General features: G+C 59.1%; 11 protein-coding genes and 1 tRNA gene. 2 read left to right on the top strand and 10 right to left on the bottom strand.

The window, feature by feature from the left end; genetic code table 11:
• Positions 1–5: 5 nt before the first annotated feature.
• From ACZ5WW_RS03730 to ACZ5WW_RS03720, 3 genes are all read right to left on the bottom strand, one after another.
• On the bottom strand, positions 6–5840 hold the full coding sequence (locus ACZ5WW_RS03730; RefSeq protein ID WP_377167752.1) for an alpha-2-macroglobulin family protein: 5835 nt from the start codon (positions 5838–5840) through the stop codon (positions 6–8).
• A 48-nt stretch (positions 5841–5888) separates the two neighbouring features.
• Entirely contained in the window at positions 5889–8846 is a 2958-nt protein-coding gene (locus tag ACZ5WW_RS03725; protein WP_377167755.1) for an nSTAND1 domain-containing NTPase, read from the bottom strand.
• A gap of 556 nt (positions 8847–9402) precedes the next feature.
• On the bottom strand, positions 9403–10554 hold the full coding sequence (locus ACZ5WW_RS03720; RefSeq protein ID WP_377167758.1) for a tyrosine-type recombinase/integrase: 1152 nt from the start codon (positions 10552–10554) through the stop codon (positions 9403–9405).
• A gap of 238 nt (positions 10555–10792) precedes the next feature.
• Here ACZ5WW_RS03720 and ACZ5WW_RS03715 point away from each other — a divergent pair.
• Positions 10793–10887 (top strand) — tRNA-OTHER (locus ACZ5WW_RS03715).
• A 368-nt stretch (positions 10888–11255) separates the two neighbouring features.
• On the opposite strand, the gene ACZ5WW_RS03710 is transcribed toward ACZ5WW_RS03715, so the two are convergent.
• From ACZ5WW_RS03710 to ACZ5WW_RS03680, 7 genes are all read right to left on the bottom strand, one after another.
• Positions 11256–11864: a type II secretion system protein gene (locus ACZ5WW_RS03710; RefSeq protein ID WP_377167761.1), complete on the bottom strand. Its 609-nt coding sequence runs from the start codon at positions 11862–11864 to the stop codon at positions 11256–11258.
• Positions 11864–12241, bottom strand: a complete 378-nt coding sequence (locus ACZ5WW_RS03705; RefSeq protein WP_377167764.1) for a type II secretion system protein — start codon at positions 12239–12241, stop codon at positions 11864–11866. Before ACZ5WW_RS03705 ends, ACZ5WW_RS03710 begins: the two co-directional genes overlap by 1 nt.
• Positions 12238–12636 (bottom strand): type II secretion system protein, encoded by a 399-nt coding sequence (locus ACZ5WW_RS03700; RefSeq protein WP_377167767.1) that lies wholly within the window; start codon positions 12634–12636, stop codon positions 12238–12240. The genes ACZ5WW_RS03705 and ACZ5WW_RS03700 overlap by 4 nt, the downstream gene beginning before the upstream one ends.
• A 4-nt stretch (positions 12637–12640) precedes the next feature.
• Positions 12641–13066, bottom strand: coding sequence for a type II secretion system major pseudopilin GspG (gspG, locus tag ACZ5WW_RS03695; RefSeq protein ID WP_377167770.1), 426 nt, complete (start codon positions 13064–13066; stop codon positions 12641–12643).
• An 80-nt stretch (positions 13067–13146) separates the two neighbouring features.
• Positions 13147–14361: a type II secretion system F family protein gene (locus ACZ5WW_RS03690; RefSeq protein WP_377167772.1), complete on the bottom strand. Its 1215-nt coding sequence runs from the start codon at positions 14359–14361 to the stop codon at positions 13147–13149.
• On the bottom strand, positions 14358–16112 hold the full coding sequence (locus ACZ5WW_RS03685; protein ID WP_377167775.1) for a GspE/PulE family protein: 1755 nt from the start codon (positions 16110–16112) through the stop codon (positions 14358–14360). The genes ACZ5WW_RS03690 and ACZ5WW_RS03685 overlap by 4 nt, the downstream gene beginning before the upstream one ends.
• 408 nt (positions 16113–16520) lie before the next feature.
• On the bottom strand, positions 16521–17456 hold the full coding sequence (locus tag ACZ5WW_RS03680) for an IS110 family RNA-guided transposase (protein ID WP_377172271.1): 936 nt from the start codon (positions 17454–17456) through the stop codon (positions 16521–16523).
• Between the two features lie 445 nt (positions 17457–17901).
• Between ACZ5WW_RS03680 and ACZ5WW_RS03675 the strand changes: the two genes are divergently transcribed.
• The gene (locus tag ACZ5WW_RS03675) at positions 17902–18384 is read left to right on the top strand and encodes a hypothetical protein (protein ID WP_377170205.1); all 483 of its coding nucleotides are present in this window, start codon (positions 17902–17904) and stop codon (positions 18382–18384) included.
• The last annotated feature ends 278 nt before the right edge of the window (positions 18385–18662 follow it).

Raw genomic sequence — 18662 nt, 5'->3', positions numbered from 1 at the left:
GCTTTCTACTCCGTTGCATAAGCCATGCTGTCCAGGCCCTCCGTGCGCAGGCTGCCGTCATAGAGGGAGCGAATGAGCGGGGCTGGCCAGTGAAATTCACCGGCGGCGTTTACGCGGGCCAGAACGCAATAGCGGTCTGCTGTGGCGCTGATGCTGTCAAAAACGAGCACCAGTCGATCATCCCGCCGCTCCACGCTGCTGATCTTCATCGCCCGGCGTTTGATGATGTCCGGCACGCGCAGGGTGTCCGCCAGAGTTGCCAAATCCGTGCCCAGAGGTTCCAGGCAGGCGGGTAGTTGATCATCCAGCTGCACAAAACGGCGGGTCTGCCCGGACTTGAACTCATAGGTAATGAGGACACGATCTCCGATGCGAAAAGGCGCGTCCTTGCTGCCCGTGCGGCTGGCCTTGGTCAGATTGATGCGGCTGCTGGCCATGACCAGACCTTGCTCTCCGCTCTTACCGGCTTCGTCTGCAGACCGGGACGATTGTGCCGTGAGGGCAGCCGACTCAGTGCCGCGCACTCGCAGCAGCCAGCTCCCGCTGGTGGTGCCCAGGCCCGGGCTCGTAAAATCCCGCCGCAGGGCATCCGCAGGCCGGTTGAACCAAGCAATAGTGGTGCCGTTTTCAGACACGGCATCAGGTCTGGGGCGGACTTCTGTGGCCGCAAGTTTGGCATGGGGGACAGACTTAATGATCGTGTCCAAGGCCATCAACCACCAGATGGCTTCCTGTGGAGCTATCGTGCCTGCGCTGGTCAGGGCGGCTTCGATCCTGGCCACCTCTTCGAGGCGCTGCTCGGGGCTCCAGGTGGCGCCCCGGGCAGTCGCGCGCGCCAGCAGGCAGACGCCCGCAGTGCGCATCGGCGTGGAATGGTCTGTGTCCCCAGATTCCATCGTGTCCGCTGACGGCGAGGCGGGTTCTTCCAGTTCATCCAGCAGCTCGGAGAGCTCCTCGTCACCCGTTCCAAGCCTCGAGAATGCAAGGACTAAAAATGCACGTCCTTCCAGGCCGATATCCTTTCGGTCGCGATAGAGGTTTGTGCAAATTCGAGCGAGGCTTTGATGATTGATCCAGTTGGGAGTCTTGGCCGACTTGGCAAAGCGTGCAAGCACGCTGCAGGCAAACGCTTTGCCCGCGGCGGTCAACGACGCATTTTTTTTGATCCCATCTTCCTCATCATCCTCATCAATGCTAGTCAGGGCGGTGTCCTCCACCCATGTGGTAATTCCTTCGAAAAGAGTTTGCGGCACCTCATGACCATCCTCAGCAGCGCTCAGCAGTGCCAGTGCGGAGAGCAGTGTTGCAAAGTGATCCGTCTTGCTGCCATCAGGGATGGCAGCAAGGCCGGGAGCCTTCCAGTCCGCCATGCGGAAGGCATCTATGGACTCTTTCACAACCCGTGCAGCATCGGCGTTGTCGGAACCCGGGGAAGGAGGGAGAAATTCTGCGAGACGGGCGGCCGTCAGCACCCGCAACAGGCGGGCTGCGTGCTCCAAGGTCAGGTGTGGCATTTCCTCAAAGCGCACCAGTTTGTCCAGCGTGGGCAACCAAGGGGAGGAGGAGACCAGGAGATCGCAACGCGCCTGTGTTGTCTGCGGCAGGCTGCTGTCAAGCTGGAGGGATTCCAGCGGCCCGGCGACCAGATGCTGGCGGTCCAGCACCGAAGGCCGCACTGGCAGCGTGATGGCGGCGGCATCCTCATGAGATTCCAAACCGAAACTGGCTTTGGCGCTGAAACCGATTTCCAGCGACGCCACACCGGGTTTCACGCGGGCGCGGTAGCTTTGCACGGTGCTGGCGGCGGTGGGGGAAAGAATAGAAGTCGCCTTCAACGGATCGAGTACTTCCATGCCTGTATCGGGAAGAAAGTTCACGCGGACGCCCTGTGCCTCCGGCGCGAAGTCCTGCCGAAGGGCCACGCGGCAGTGCAGCATATCCCCCTCTCTGACAAAGCGGGGCAGCCGCGGCTCCACCTGCAGGTGCTTGTGCTGGCGTAGCATGGTTTTGCCCACACCGGTAGCGGAGTCCTTGGTGGTGGCCACGGCAATGATGCGGAAGGAGGTCAGGTCTTCCGTAGCTTTGAATGAAAAGAAAGCCTGCCCTTTCGCATCCGTGCGCAGGGAGGGCTGCCATGTGGCCACCGGCTGACCCTTCTTGCGCACAACGGTGTTATGACCGCCTGTAACACCATCCCCAAGAATGTACCCCTTCTGCGATTCGGAGAGGTTCTCAAATGCAGAGGGTTCCCAGTCGCCGCCCAGTGCGGGGTAGGTCAGCACCTCGTGAGTGTTTGCCGAGAACCATTTGGAATGAAAGTCCGGGAGTGTCCAGCGGCCCATCTGCAATGTGGCCTCATCCACGGCATAGAGCAGAACTTCGGCGTCTTTCACCGGCTGCCCATCAGCCATGACACGTACATGACCGGTGACCTGCGCGCCTGGGGCCGTGGACCCGCCGGGGAGATCCAGCACCGGCTCCACCTGGAGTTCCAGCTCAGGTTTGGTAAGCCGGAAGGAAGTGAAACCAAAGCGCTCGGCAGGAAGAGTTTGGCCTTGGAATGGCCTGAGCAGGTGCACCGTCAGCCAGGCATTCGGAAACCACTCCGGTTTCATTTTAAGTTTGAAAGTCTCAAGGTTGGAGCGAAGCCGGATGGTCTCCGAGTGGAGTACTTTGTCCGTCTCAACACTGATAGTGGCGGTGCCGGCGTAAGGCGAGTTGATGGTAAACTTACCGGTTTCACCCGCACGGTAGAAGGGCTTGTCTGCCCGAACACCTAGGTCGTAAGGCCCATGAATTGGGGTTTCTGCATCCTCCCCGGTGGAAAACGTTGAAGCGTCACTCACCTGCGGGATGAGGGGATTACGGGGATCGTCAACGCAAGTAACATAATAACCCGAAGTTGGCACGGGCACATCTAGATCTATCGGCGTTTCGAGCTCCTTTTCCCACACTTTGTTGTAGAAGGGGCTGTTCTTGTAGCGAACCAGCCCGGAGGAAAGAGTTTCCTTCAAAGGCTTGTAATCCACCCGGTAGAGCCTGGCCCTGACGCGTTTTCCTGGGAGATGCTGATCGGCGTAATCAAAGCTGGCGATGTCGATGTGGATTCCTTTGGGTGCCTCTGAGGTATGTATGCCGAGGACGTGAGGCGATAATTGCACTCTGGAGGTGGCGCTGCCGTCATGTGCCTGGCCGTCCGTGGACACTACTTCCACGGACCAAGACACCCGGCAGCGGCCGTGAACACGTTCGGGCTTTACGGGCAGGGGTGATGAGATGAGAACCTGCCCTGTTTCGTTCGTTTCAGACTCTCCGCTGACGATGGCAAGAGGGGTGTCGTAATCTGTTCCAGCTCCTCCGTTGTCCAAATAACCCTCCCATCCGGAAAGAAAGTAAGCCTCACCAGGGCTGCGGCTCAACCCTCTGAGTTCCTTGTTGGGAGAGTCTTGGTCGAAAAAAAGATAACCGTTGTAATATCCATTCACATAAGTCGAGGCCTCCTCATCGAACATCCACCACTGGTTCATCCAGACAGCACGCCAGCGGACTTTGGCATGGGCGTTGGGAGCTCCATGGAACAAGGTGGACTGTACCTTGATCTGCGCCTGGCTTCCCGTATTTTCTTGAGGAGTTACGATCACGGAGAAAGCTGGTGGGCGCTCCTCACGCACGGAGATGGAGGTACTGTAGAACCCCCCGTCATCCTTTGGCGCGTCGGCCTCTGTCAGCCGCAGAGTGTAGCCACCCCAGGCTCCTGCTGGAATTTTCCACGAGCCATTAAAGGTGCCCATTTCATCGCTGCTGATTTTGCCTGTTTCTACGATGCCAGCATCATTAATAATCCTCCAGGCATACTCGGCGGGTTCTGGAATCTGCGGCATGACACCACCCTCCACGATGCGCAGGTAGCCCTTGAAATAAACGGTCTCACCCGGGCGGTAAACGGCACGATCTTTTACGACGGTGCAGACAGTGCCCGAGAACTCGTCTGCATCGGTGTCAAAGTGTGACCCAAAAGCTTCTGTCTCCCCGCCAGACCATAGGAGGTACTCGGTCAGTGTTTTGGCATCCAACGGATCGGCTAGAGCGTCCTGGGCGGTGAGTACTACGAAACTGTCATCTGCATCAGCGGCTCCGTCGGCATCGGTGCGCACCAATGTCCAGTCAGACTTAGGCGTGGAGCTCTGGTCGGGTTTGCCATTTTTGTCCTCTGGCAGTACGGTGGCCTCAGGCTCGCTTCTGGGGGTGATGAGCGCCAGGCCTGGAACGGGTTTCCCGGTGATGACATCCAACGCGTGGAAATGATGCGTTTCCGCCTCTTTGTGAACGAGTGTCCAGTCACCAACGGAAATGATGCAGCTGTTCCCCACTCGGCGGCCGCCGAAATCTTGCCCGGTGACTTCCAGCAGAAAGGTTCCTGCCTTCTGCCCCTGCGGCAGTTGCCATGTCACCTGGCGGTCCTTTTCAGCATCCACCTCATTCTCTGTGGAGGGGAAAGTGCCCTGCTGCAACGCCACAAGTCCGAAGTCTGCATGGCCGATTAGCAAATCCGCGTTTTCACCAAATGCCGCAGACCGCACCTTTTCAAACACTGCGAGCGGGATGGGCGCCACGCGCCAGGTGAGCTCTTTGGTATTTACCTGCCGGAGGTCGTAGCGTAGTGTGTCCGCCCGGGGTATGAAGCGCAAGTGGTCCGGCATAATGACGGCCGGGCGCTTACGCACAAATGTGACCGTTGATTTCCAAGCTTCAGTCAGTGGCTGACCGTTCACGGAACACACCGCCTTGCTCACGCTGATCTCATAGCTCTTGCCTTGCTCAAATGAGCCGTACGCCCTCAGACCATAGGTCCACGGTTCGATACGTAGCTTTCCTACGGACGGCGTGACGCTGAAGTTTTCTGGCACGGCTGTGCTGTGATCGAAGTTAAGATTGAACTCCAAATGGATGAAGCCTCCCTCTCCGGGATAATTGTAAGCTTTGGCTTCGGTAACGGCGAAGCTTTCACTCATGCCCAAGGCGATGGCACGCAAGAGCGGCTGTCGTGTCTCTTTTTTCTGTGCGTCCGGCAGGTGCTCGATGGCGAGCAGCCACTTTCTGCCGGGTGGCAGTGCAGTTTTGGGGGTAATGACCCAGCTTGAGCGGTTAGGAGTGATGGGCTGAAAGCTCTCATACACGACATGGACTGGGATGTTCTCTCCCGTCTCAGCATCGCGGAATGAAGTGCGTGCCTGTAAATCCAGTCCGGCGATGTCACGCGTGAACTCAATGCGATAAAAGGGCAGCGCGGGGATGTTGTCTTCACTTTCATCCTCCGAGTTCTGTTTTGAGGCCCGCTTTTCTTCATTGCGGTCGGTGTTCTCGGCGTCCAGCTCCCAAACTGTGTCAACCCATTCCTCTTCACCATCTGCGTTGTCGGCGCTCGAAAGCCGAAGCAAGCGGGTGACATCAAACTTGGCATGGGAAAAGACCACGCCAAAGTGTTCGGCTTTGACCGGCTTGCCCTCGAGATCGCGCAGATCGGCCCGCAAACTCACATGCCGCTGTGTTTTGAGCGAGCGCTGGTCAGATGACTCATAGTCCTCGATAGTGAATTCCCCCGTGCTCTCACTGGTCCAGGCGAATCTTCCTTCAAGCGGTGGATCAAAGACAAGGGGGGGGAGAGCGGCTTCTTTGTTCAGCATGAGTTCGTCCACCATAGGGCTGGGAAAACTGATGCGTAGCACCGTCTCTTCGGTTAGTTCGCCCCCGGGAGGGGTGAGGGTGATTTCCGGCTGGGCCGAAGCGGTACAAGCCAGGCTGGCCAGTCCCAGAAGCATGGATAAGAGCAGGTGTTTCATGCAGGTTTGTGTTTGAGTGTTGCTGGTTCGGATGTCGGTCGGCTGGAATCAGGGCGTCAGCAGTTTTTGGTCTGCCTCACGCCCTTGGCGGGCGCGCGCAGAGGTAGATTTGGTTGAGCGAGGCGGCTCAAAGAGCTGGCGCAGAGCGGAGATGCGCGGCGACTCAGGCCACTGGCGCTGGGCCACCTCCCGGGCCTCCTCTTCAAGTCCCGCATCCAGAAGAGCCAATGCATAGGGAATCGCAATGTTGATGTCTCCCGGGCTGCCAGAGAACTTCTGCCCGAGAGAGATGAGGGCGGGGAGTTGGTGTTCCAAATTCTCAAAGAAGGGCCATCGATCACGGATGCGCGGGTCGGCGCGGTTTTGCCCTCGGGCGGCTTTCATGTCCTCCACAGCGTTTTTGTAGTTCCGTAGATGCAGGGCTGCTTCCGCGCGGCGGCGGCGGGCTTCAGAATTGTCATTGGCAGCCAGCCATGCACTGAGATGCTTAGTTGCCTCTCCCCACTGCTTTTTGGTTTCAGCGGCAAGGGCCAGGCGGCTGGAAATCTCCACGGAGGAGGGGTGAAGCTTGTCCGCTTTCATCCAGGTCTCCTTGGCTTCGGCGGGATTTTTTTGCAGCCACAGTGCGTCGCCTTCCAGCACCAAAGACATCCAGGCGCTGGCGGGATCCTTCACGCGCCAAGCCAGGGCAGCGGCGGGCAGGGGCGCCCAGCTCCTGCCTGCCAGAAGCGCGGTTGTCCGTGCTTCTAGCCCCATGGCATCAGCAGGAGCCATCGTGAGCAGTTCGTCCGCCGCGGTCTTCAGAGTGAGCGAGTCGCTGCTGTCCGCATGGGAAACCTTTTCACCGCGCGCCTCCTGGCCCACGCTGTCCGGCATTTTGCTGAGGAGGATCTGCAGGCGATCTTTGGCGGTCTGAATGATTTCCTGCCGGTGGGTTTCCTCTTTAAGATCTCCGAGGGACGCAAAGTAGGCTGCCGCAGTGAGGACAAGCAGCACAGCGACAATGGCGGCAAGACCTTGGGTCAGCGCACCCGCCTTCTTGGAGCAGGTGGCAAACTCCAGTTCCTCATGACTAAGGATGGCCGAGTGCTGGGTTGCCAGTCGCGATGCATCTCTAAGAGGCTTGCCATACCACCACAGATAGGAGTATTTTTTTCCTTCCTGCCTCCAGATTTTGGCGGCATCTGCCACACGAGTGCGAAGACGGATTGTGGCCCCTTCCTTCCCGATCAAGCTCTTGAGCCGTGGCCACGCCTTAAACAGGGCTTGGTGGGAGACTGCGAGGAGGGCTCTCTTTTCATCCTTGGGATCTCCCGAGACGGTGACCAGACGCTGACGGATAAGGCCAGCGATCAACGCGGGTGCCAGAGGGTGGGCGTCTTCTACCCGGGCACGGTCCACCGTGCGCCGGACTGGCATGCTGTCTTTCTCATCCGGCAGGGCGACGAGGTGCGAAAAAACGGCTTCAAAGGCGGCGTCGATTTCGGGTAGTTTGTCGGCAAGGCGGACTAGGCGTCCGGGCAGATCATATTTCTGCCACAGGTCGTGGGTCAGTACGGTGGAGCCAGTGGCAGTGGCGGTCTGGTAAAGGAAATGAAGCAACTGCTGCAACTGCGGCAGGGCATCGCGGTTGGCTGTCATTTCCAGCAGGAGCGCCTCATTTAAAGGGCCTTTCTGCGGATCGGCGTTTTGTTCGAAAGTAATGCCGGCGAGCTCCGCAGGGCGGCGGATCATGAGGCTGAGCTCTGCATCCGTCGGGGGCCTTAGAGGATATACTGCTGAGCCGGCGAAAAGCGCTGGGGCGGCTTCGCGCAGAGCGTGAACGGCATCACTGCGGGCGGTCGCCACGATCCACACGACGCCGCTGCACGCCAGCATGTGCAGCGCGGCGGTGAAAGACGGCGCATGGGCAGACAAGAGTTCCATCTGGTCAACCGCCAGGACGACGCGGGTTTCCGGCAGTTTGATAAGGCCCTTGCTCTGCTGAATCTGGAAGGCCACGCGAAGCAGGGCGCTGGCGATGATCTTGTCCGGCTGCTCCTTCAAACTTTGGCCGGGCCGACGAAGGAGTTCCGTAAACCTTTCGACGGTGAGTTCGGAAGCTAGCTCCGGCAGGGCTGTGCTGGAGAAGACGGCTTTCGCGAGTGCAAGATAAGGATCCGCGACATCTTCTTTCTTTGTGAATGACAATAGCGCATGTCGCCAGACTGCCACCCCGCGGATGATGCCTGGTCTGACCATCCAGGCCAGAACGCCAGCGTGCAGCAGAGAGGACTTGCCAGTGCCGCTGCCGCCGGTGATGCAGAGGAAAGCCAGCTTGTCCTTCTCCCAGCGCTCCTGAATTTGGTTCAGCACCTCATCAATCGCACGAAGGCGGCCCTGAAAAATCTGGGACTGCTTAATCTCAAAAGGTGCCTCACCGACGTAAGGCCCCTCACCGGTCCACAAGGTGCTGGGAGCGATGACTGGCGCAAGGGGCTGATCTCCGCTCTTCAGCTTGGTCTGAATGTAGCGGATGAGATCGGATTGAAGACGCTCCTCAAACTCATCGAGTGTGTCGTAGGGTTTGAACGCCACTGCCAGCGTCTGGTCCTTGGGGTTTTCAAACCAGTTTTTGACAAAGACGCCCACACGTTCCCACTGCTCTTTGCGCTCCTGATAATCGCTGGCATCCAAAGGGATGAATGGTTTGCTGGTGCGGCGGTAGACCATCAAGTCTGGCCGCAGGTCCAGAATATCTATTAGAGCCTTTTCCTCTGCTTCACGCCGCTTGGCATCTCGGGCTGATTGAGCCTGCTCAAACTCATACTCAGTGCCTGAAAGGTAGCGTGAACCATCTGTTCTTATGTACTTCTCAGGCAGGGGAGTTCCCAGTCGAGACCACAGAAGACAAACTACGAGATCGAAGTCCGCCGGGTTCTTGATGTTGTCCTGAAAATCCCCATGAGCCAACATGGGCTCCAGCTCCCATACGTACTCTTCAAGCTCCGCCTGGTGGCGCATCATGTTACTCACGCGCTTAATGACTTCGCGAGTGAGTTCACGCTCTTTACCTACGTCTCCCGGGGATGAGATGAATATCCTGAATTTCATACGAAGACGAGTCACGCATCCAGCCGAAGCTAGGTGCAGATCCGATGTTTATCCTAAGCTGGTTACATTTCACAATAAAAAAATGCCCAGTTTACCAGCTTTAACCATTTTTAAAGCCGCAATCCGCTCTCCAGAGAGCTGAGCTCTGTCAAAAATTCTGCTCGAAAAGAAAGGGTTGAATTGGATGACAGTGCTTCGAATGCACTTGAACTCGGTGGCCTTGTTTCTGCGGCCCACAGAAAGTCTGAAGAGTCTCGTGTCGGCAGCACTTCGCCGAACCTCACTTTCCTATGTTCGCTGGAACTACACGTCACAATCGGCGCCGCTGAGATCAAAGCGACGCTCGGGCAAGTCTCTTTCGAGTCTGCAGGCATAGCAGGTTCTCAGGTCATTCATTGACCAGAATGTTCGATGAGAATTGGCGTGGTGGTTAAGTTGATTCATTTAATTGATAGTGCGGGCTGATACTTCAGTTTTCCGTCTGAGCTGCTAGCAACCCGGCGAATGCTTTGGGTGTGACAGTTTTTTTCTTGTCCGCGTAGATGGCGCTCGTGATGCGGATGTCCGAATGGCGGAGGTAGCGGCTCGCCTCGAAAATACCGTGTTCACTGGCGATGATGCTTCCAATTTCTTTCCGCATGGTGTGGAGCGGCTTCAGGGTGTCCACACCCTGAACTCTCAGCCACTCATTTACGCGCTCAAAAACTGCATTACAGCGGTAGCATCGGGACTTCCTTTCGGCACGTGGTGCATTTGGGCTCTCGATGACAAAGACTGACTTCGGAGCGCGGGCGCGGTAGTCTTTGAAGAGGGCGGCGGTGTCGGCGTCGAGGTCGATCTCGCCTGCGCTGTCTTCGCTCTTAAGTTGGTGGTATTCGGTGTTCTCAATGTGCAGAAGGCCACGACTGAAATCAAAGGTGCGCCAGAGCAAGTGGTCGATCTCTGAGCGCCGTAGGCCACAGACTAGTGCAAGGATGATTACCTTGAAGGCTTCCGGCTCGGATTCGGCCAGTTCCTCCTTGGCTCGGGCAAGGAGGGCGTATGCGTCCACTTTAGAAACATAGCGCAGGGATGGGCCTTTCTCCATGCCCACGTCATCGAAGGGCAGGGGACGCGGCACGGTGAGCTTCTGCTCCACAAAGGGCAGCACCTTTTTGCCAAACAACGCCTTGGCATTCCGAATGAGGGAATTGACCGTGGTGATGGCCCGGCGCTTGGCCAGCGGATCAGCCTCCGCCGCACGAAGACGGCGGTTTTTCCACGCCTGCACATCGGCAGGCAGCAGATTGGTGAGGGGAACGGCGTCCACGCTTTCACGCCATTCCTTCGTGCCGCCTTTGAAGGCGTCGAACTTCCGCCCGTCCTGAATGCCTGCCACTTCGGACACGACACGACGGAATGCCTTGGAATAGGCTTCCAGGGAGTGCTTGCGGGCGCTGGATGCGGCGCAGGCGGCTTCGATCAATGCGCCGACTGTCGCGGACTTGGGGGCCTTAGGGGCGCTCTGAGGCTTGTATGCCTGGATGGCGGCGTCCCAGCCCTCTGAGACGATCTGCGTCCAGATCTTTGCCGCCAGGACCGCTGCAGCTTCTTTATTCGCAGTGTTTAATGGGAAGCGCATTCGACGGTCATTATGCTTGATCTGAACACCGTAATGCGGCGAATCGCCACCGGTTGAACTGGCCGGTTTCTTCACCTTTTCCATCCAATAGAACTTACTGGTTTTGGGATGGTTCTTGCTCTTGCCGCTGTGCACCTGCTGTGCACTTTTGCGGTTTCGCTGTGCATTTTTATGTTTGCTCATGTTGCCGTCATGTTAAACATAAATGCCTGATATACAAGTAACAAAGTCCAATATGGGGCAACATGTGCAAACATGAGAAAACACCTTTAACGCAGACTGTAAATCTGCTGGCTTACGCCTACGCTGGTTCGAATCCAGCCCTGCCCACCACCTTCGTATTCAAAGTGTTACGAGAAAAAGCCCCGCCCCAAAGGCGGGGCTTCTTTTTTGAAGGTAGCCACTTTTTCAGTCGGCCCTATCTCTGGATTTCATCAGCGTAATCAGTCATGAAATGAACATGGGTTGGAGCCTGCAATTCTCCCTCCTTTTACGTTATAAAAAAAATTGAGAGGGCGGGCTTTATCCCCGGCATTTTCACCACCCCACCATGCCTCGGTGAACCCATTATTCGCCCTGCATCGACCGGGGTATCGTGTGCGTGTTATCAGAAGAGAAGTGTAGAGGGGGGCGTACTAGCACATCCTTTCTCTTGTCGTCTTTTCTTGCTTCAGTTACTGGCTTTGTCGCCCAACTCGCACTCACTGCATTTGTAGAGCTGTAGCCTGCCTTGGGGTGATCCAAAACGCTCTCTCCTGCGTGTCTGCGCCGACCTGCGTCAGGATCAGTTTCATCAGCTTTGGCTTTCCATTGTCTGACTCCGTGGACCAGAACGGCGCCCACTGAAGCGTCGCGGGCTGCAGCACACGCCACTCGCACTGCGCTAGATCCTCAAACAGCACCACGCTGCTTTCTCGTTCCTCAGAGTGGCAGCTGAGTAGCAGCCTGACTCCGCCACCGGGCTGCGCCTGCGTGAACAGGGTCACCGTGCAATCCGGTGTTTCATCAAACGGGGAGTGCACATGCTCCAGTTCCATCCGGCTTAGGTACTCGCCGTGATCTTCCGTTGTGGTCAGGTTCAGCGTCGCAGTGCTGGGCAGTTCGGCCAGCAGATGCTCGCAAAACGTGGCAAAGGCTTGCATCCGTGCATCGCGTCGTTCTGCCCGGCGCACATCGTCCGCCAGCGTCAGCGTGCCTTGGGCAAGGGAATACACCGCCCCCAGCACCAGCGCCGTGATCACTAGCACGATGATCACCTCCAGCAGGGTGAACGCCTGCTTTCTGGCGGCATGGCTGGATGGTGCCTTCATCAGCGGAATAGTGGGGGATAAACCCAGGTGTCGGCACTGGCCTGCTGCGGTGTGCGGCCCTCCAGCCAGTCTGCCGTCACACGCACTTCAAACAACCCCGGCATCGGCTGCCCATCGCGGTCCTTGAGCTCCAGCGGCGTGTGCGTCACCGTGTAGGTCACACCTCCCTCCTGCAGTTTGACTTCCTCCATGGCGTCTGGAATGCGCGTGTGTTCCACCAGCAGCGACCGCATGCGCTCCTGCACCACCGCCTCGTGCCGTCGCAGCAGCGTGTGCTCGCCGAGCTGGTGCACCGCCTCCACCAACGCCACCACGGCCATGCTGAATACCATCAGCGCCAGCAGCGTTTCCAGAAGCGTGAACCCATTCCGTTTCACAGGCTTTCCTCCAGTTCCTGGAACCCGGCGGTCAGCGGGTCCAGCGTAGCGCTGACCCAGTTTGCACCGTTTTGCCAGCGGAGTGTCAGCGGTTCACAAAGACCGCCGGGCCGCAGCCGCAGATGCTGGTTAGTGGCTGTGTCAAAAGTCTTCTTTCCGGCGCGGCGCACGGTGAGCTTGGCCCCCTGGCTCAGCGTGGTCAGGTCGATGACCTGCGGTTGCACGGTGGTGAGTGTGCGTGTCATTGCCTGCATCAAGATGCGCTCGGCATCATGCGCTGCGCGCAGCAGCTCGTGTTCCTCGGTGAGCTTCTGCACGGCTCCGGCTCCTATGCCGATGACGAGGGACGCGATGGCGAGCACCACGATCATCTCCAGCAGCGTGAATGCCTTCATGTTGCTACCAGTTGCCAATATCATCCTCGGTGTTCTCCAATCCATCTGCTCCGAGGGAGAGCACATCGTAGCCGCTGGCATTGTGCTTGCCGGGGTTGCGATACACCATCTTGCGGCCCCAGGGGTCGGTGAGGGCGTCGGGCTTGAGCTGCTGGGTCCAGCGCCTCGGCTTGGGCTCGGCGGTGGGGCGGGTCACCAGGGCGTCGAGACCCTGCTCCTGTGTGGGGTAGGTGAGGTTGTTGATCTTGTAGGAGGTCAGGGCGCTCTCCAGGCCCTTGATCTTGGCCCCGGCAGTGACGTGCTCGGCATCTCCCTGGATGCCCTGCACCATGAAGGCCACGGTTCCGAGAATGAGTGCAATGATGAGCAAAACGACCATCATTTCGAGCAGGGTGAAGCCGTTTTTGGAAGAGGAGCGGAGGTGTTTCATGGGGCGGGCTGGGGTAGAGAAGGGGGGCAGGTCTGGGGGAGCGCTGACCGACAGACAGGAGTGTCTGTCGTACCTATGAGTTAATGACGGAGCTGGCTGAGGGTGGAGAAGACAATGTTGACCATGGTGTAAACGAGAGTGCCGACGAGCGCGGCCATCACGAGAAGGAGGCAGGGCTGGATGAGTGCGGTGACGCGCTCAATGGTGCGCGAAAGCTGCGTGTCCATGCGCGTGGCTGCCTTTCCAAGCACTTCGGCGAGGTGGCCGGTGTCTTCGCCGATGCGGATGACGTCGATGGCTTGCGAGTCGAGAGCCTGCGTTTTTTTCATCGCGCTGCTCAGGGATGCGCCTTCCTGCACCAATGCTTCGGCTTGAGTCAGTGAGTGCTTGAGGTGGAGGTTGGTGACGGCACGGCGCACGAGTTCCAGGGCATGCAGCAAGGGAACACCGCCGCGCAGCAGGCTGCCGAGGGTTTCAAAGAACTGCAGCTCAAAGCGCGTCCGCGTGATGTCGCGGATGCCGGGCATCCTGATAAGGAGGCGGTGCCACCCGGACTGGAAGGCGGGCGTTTTGCGCAGGGCAAAGAGCAGCATGATGATGCAGGCCAGTGCAAGGGCGAGCAGCCACCAGTAGTTTTTGAGAAGATCAGAAAGGGCGAGGCTGACCTTGATCATGAAGGGGGGCTCTTTGCCGGAGCCGGTGAGCAGGGAGGCAAGTTTTGGCAAAAGGTAGGTAACCATGACCAAAGCGAGCGCTCCGCCTGCACTGATGAGAAAGGCTGGGTAAATGAGCGCACCGACGACCTTGGCGTGGACGGATTCCATGAGGCGGAGGTGGCGGGCCAGGCGGTCCATGATGTCATCGAGCGCGCCGCTGTTTTCACCGGCGGCGATCATGTTGCAGTAGAGCTCGTCGAAGGAGGGCGAGGCCTGGCGTAATGCGGCAGATAGTGGCACGCCGTCGCGAACGAAAGCACGGACGCGCGTGGCCAACGTGCCGATTTTGGAGGCGCTGCGGTTCTCCATGGCCTGCAGGGCTTGCTCGACTTGGAGGCCGGAGGCGAGGAGGTCGCCCATGTCTTCGGTAAAACGGATGACGTCGGTCTTGGAAAGGGCGAGGAGATTGTCGGCGCTCCTTGTGTCGGATTTCGCAATTTCGGCGGTTTGGGACTGGATGGAGCGTGCCTGCAGGCCGCGGCGGGCCAATTGGCGCAGGGCATCGCCGCGGTCGGCGGCTTCGATGGAGCCGGATTTGACGGAGCCGTCGGCGGACAGGGCTTGGAAAGCGAAGATCATTCGAGTTCTTCGGAGGTGACTCGGGCGACCTCTTCGAGGGTGGTGATGCCATCGAGGGCTTTTTGGAGGCCGTAGTCGCGCATGGGGACGAAGCCGTCTTTGCGAGCCTGGGCCTGGAGATCGGACTCGGAGGCCTTCTGGGAGACGAGGGCCTGCATGGCGGGGGTCATGAGGGCGATCTCGTAGAGGGCGACTCGACCTGAGTAGCCGGTGCCGCGGCATTGCTGGCAGCCGCCGCGTGTGGCGCGGTAGAGTTTATTGGCTATTTTGACTTCGGGGAAGCCGAGCTTGGTGAGTTCTTCGCGCTGGTAGCTGGCGGGTTCTTTGCAGGAGGAGCAGAGGCAACGGACGAGGCGCTGGGCGATGAAGGCGCGGACGGCGGTGCCGACGAGGAAGGGTTTGACGCCCATCTCGATGAGACGGGTGATGCCGGCGACGGCGTCGTTGGTGTGCAGGGTGGAGAAGACGAGGTGGCCGGTGAGGGAGGCGCGGACGGCGATCTCGGCGGTTTCGAGGTCGCGGATTTCGCCAACCATGACGACATTGGGGTCACCCCGCAAAATACTGCGGAGGCCGCTGGCGAAGGTGAGGCCGATTTCGTTTTTAACGGGGATTTGAACGATGCCGGGGAGTTTGTTTTCGACGGGATCTTCGATGGTGACGATGCGGCGGTGGACGCTGTTGAGCTGAGAGAGGAAGGTGTAGAGCGTGGTGGATTTGCCGGAGCCGGTGGGGCCGGTGACGAGGACGATGCCGTTGGGTTTTCCCAGCAGAAGTTCGATCTTGGCGCGGTGCTCTTCGCTCAGGCCGAGGCGGTCGAGGGTGAAGCGTTCCTGGCCGAGGAGGCGGAGGGAGATGGACTCGCCTTCGACGCTGGGGATGCAGGCGACGCGGACGTCGATGGACTGGCCGTCGGCCTTGAGATTGATGCGGCCGTCCTGTGGCAGGCGCTTCTCGGCGATGTCGAGTTTGCTCATCACCTTGATGCGGGCGATGACGGAGGCCTGGAGGGACTTGATGTTTTCGGGGACGGGGATCTCGTGGAGGAAGCCGTCGATGCGGTAGCGGATGCGGAGAGAGTCGGGTTGGGGCTCGACGTGGATGTCGGTGGCTTTCTGGGCGAGGGCTTCGCGGATGATCTGGTTGACGAATTTGACGACGGAGGCGTCTTCGTCTTCGTCGTCGATGACGTTGGCTTCGTCGCGCAGGTGCTGGTCGTCGGTGCTGCCGCCGCCGGCGGCGATGAGGGCGTCGAAGGTTTCGGCACCGACGCCGTAGAGCTGCTGGATGGAGCTGAGGAGTTCGCTGCGGGGCGTGAGGCACCACTCGACGGGGAGCTCGGACTGGCGTGCGACGGCCTGCCGGGCGAGGAGGTCGCAGGGGTCGTGGCAGGCGAGCTTGAGGGTGCGTTTTTGAGGTGTGGGTGCATCTGCCACGTTCTGGTGTGACGTGGTTGTCACACGACCATGGCCGAAGCCGAGGGGGAAGACCTGGTGGCGCACGGCGAATCGTGCGGGGATGAGGCGCTTGAGCTCGGCGGCGTCGTTGGCCTCGGGGCGCGGGGATTCGAGCCAGGGCCAGCCGAGGGTGTCGGCGAGGTGGCGGGAGAGGAGGCGCTCGTCGGCAGCGCCGCTTTCGATGAGGGCGAGGACGGGGGAGATGCCGCCGGCGGCGGCGGTGTCGAGGGCGGACTGGAGGTCGGGGTCCATCACCCCTGCGGCTCGGGCGCTTGATTGGAGGATGGAGATCATTGGGCGGCGGAGGGGAGGGGATTTATGATTTACGATTTATGACTTATGATTTGCCGAGAGAGCAGACTTCCAGGGTGACGGTTTTGTGACAGAGGGGGCCGGTTGCCGGAGGGAAGCCGCGTCGGGGCATGCGGGGGAGTGGTTCATTGTGAAGATTTTGTTACTTTGGGAGGCGGAGGGGAAGGGGAGCCAGAGACGTGACCGCAAAGAGGCGCAAAAAGGGGATGGCTGATTTCGGAGGGTATGGGGCGAGCGGGAGTCCTTGGTGAATGGGACGGAGTTTTTTTAACCGCTGACAGGACGCTGATGAGACGCTGATCAAGGATCAGGAAATGGGGAGCCGGAGAGGTGGACAGGATTCCGGAATTTCAGGATTGGGGAGCGGAATGGGAGCGGACAGCAACTGTGTTACGACGCAAGTGTGAAGTTGGGTTGGGTGAGGAGTTTGTTGAGCACGCAGAGGATTTTGCGCATGAGAGCTGTGATGGCGACCTTCGCAGGTTTGCCGCGTTGACGTAGACGTTTGTAGTGTTCTTTGAGGATGGGGTTGTGGCTCAGGGAGCAGATGGCCGTCATGTAGAGCACGCGCCTGACTCTCCAGCGACCACCCTGGATGTGGCGCTGGCCCTTCATCGGACCGCTGTCATAGGGATGCGGTGCAAGGCCTGCCAGAGCGCAGATGCGAGCGTCGCTGTGCAGGCCGAGTTCCGGCATCAAGGCCAGCAAGGTGGCGCTGGTGACCGTGCCGACCCCGGGCAGCTGCTGCATGCGCTGAGACCGCTCCCGCAGTTCCGCTGAGTTCACCAGGACGGCCATGTTCTTTTCCAGTGCCTTGATCTGCTGCTCCATGAAGTCCATGAGCTGCCTGGCCTGAGTTTTGAGCGCATCATTTTGCAGCTGCTGGTGCTGGACCTGCTGGGTGGCATGCACGGCGACAAGCTGTTCGCGGCGGCTGACAAGGCTTTGCAGCTCCAGCATCTGTTCCGAAGGCAGCACGTCAGGCTGCGGTGAGAGCCCCTGGCCAAAGAGAACCAGCAGCTGCGCATCCAATGCGTCAGTCTTGGCCAGGCGACCATTGGCCCGTGCGTAGTGGCGCACCTTGGCGGGATTGACACGGCTGACTTTCACGGCGGCTTTGAGCAGAGTGATCCACAGCGCATGCTCGCAGGCACCGCTGGCCTCTACGATGACGTGGGCGTTGGCAGGGAGGCTGTGCAGCAGCCGCTGGTGGCCTGCTGGAGTGTTAGGCACCTGCTTGAGCCGGGATAGTCCGGCGAGATCGAGATGCTTGGCGCTGACATCAACGCCGACGTAGACAACGGACGGGGGATGGACATCATTCATGACGATGGATGGGATGGATGGTTATGAGGACTCTTCCTTGCCAATGCGAGCTTCTCCACGGGACCAAGGTCAAGCGGAGGCTCTTTCAACTGTTCGAGTTACCGTCTGTTCTGGCGTCCCGGGTGCTTTGCTGTCCGACGGCCTCCAAGGGCCTTGAGTGCCCGCAGGCTCCCCGGAACGCTCTGCGGCAGGTTGGTGTAAAGGGCCAGCCTGCCGCAGCATCCAGACTGCGGCCAGCTTAGCCGCAATCACGATTGCAGAACAACCCCATCATACAAGGAGTGTCCGAGCGACTGATCACCGTGGTTTTTGGAGAGGCCGGAGAGGTGGCCGCAAAAGGCGCAAAAAACGGAGGAAAAAGGGATGAGGGGGAAGGGGCTGTTGACGGTGGGTGGGTCGCGATGATGGTGGCATGCGTGCGTGAACCGGTTCTTTTTCTGACTCTATGAACCCAACCCCCCGAGGCTGTCTTATTGCGCTGGTGCTTTTAGGTGCGGTGGTGCTGGCGTTGTTTTGGCCTGCACGCCCTGCGGACTGGAAGGAGATGGCGAGGATGACGGGGGTGAAGGTTCCGGCGGGTGCGGTGATGAGCGCGGTGGAGCATCCGACGGAGGTGGAGTATGCGGGGACGATTGAGTTGAAGTCGGATGCGGATGTGCAGGAGTTCATTCGCGTGAACGGTCTGACGCGGATGATTGAGCATGTGGAGGATGATGGATCGCTGCACCGGGGAACTCTGGCTTATGCGGTGCCTAAGGACCGGTATGCAGACACCTGGGTGCTATGGGCGCACAGCGACTTCAATGCCTGGGAGTTCGTGCTGGATCCGATGACGCGGCGTGTGCACTATGAGGTCCTGGTTCCTGATTATGCGGGGGATCTGCCGTTTGATGCGAGAGGGGAGGGCGGCAACACAGGGAAGAACTGAATTTTCACCGCTGAGTATGGCGGAGGTGGGAGCCGGAGGGAGTGCCTACGGAATGAACGGAAGGCACGATGGACACAGAGGTTTCGTGGAATCGACGGATGTTGAAGGTGATTCTGGATTTGGCCACTCTAGGCGGGGTGGAGGGGGATGATTGGCAATGGAATGGATGAGCTGAATGGCGGAAAGGCAGGATCGCTGCCTTTGGCACAGAACCCCGAAAATTGCCTAGCCAAAAGGCTAGGTGTCGCTTTTGTGGCGGGAGGTGCATGGGCACCGCT

The organism is Prosthecobacter fluviatilis, from assembly GCF_055388355.1.
Note: the sequence above shows the minus strand (reverse complement) of the source record. Positions and strands in the feature narration are given on the sequence as shown.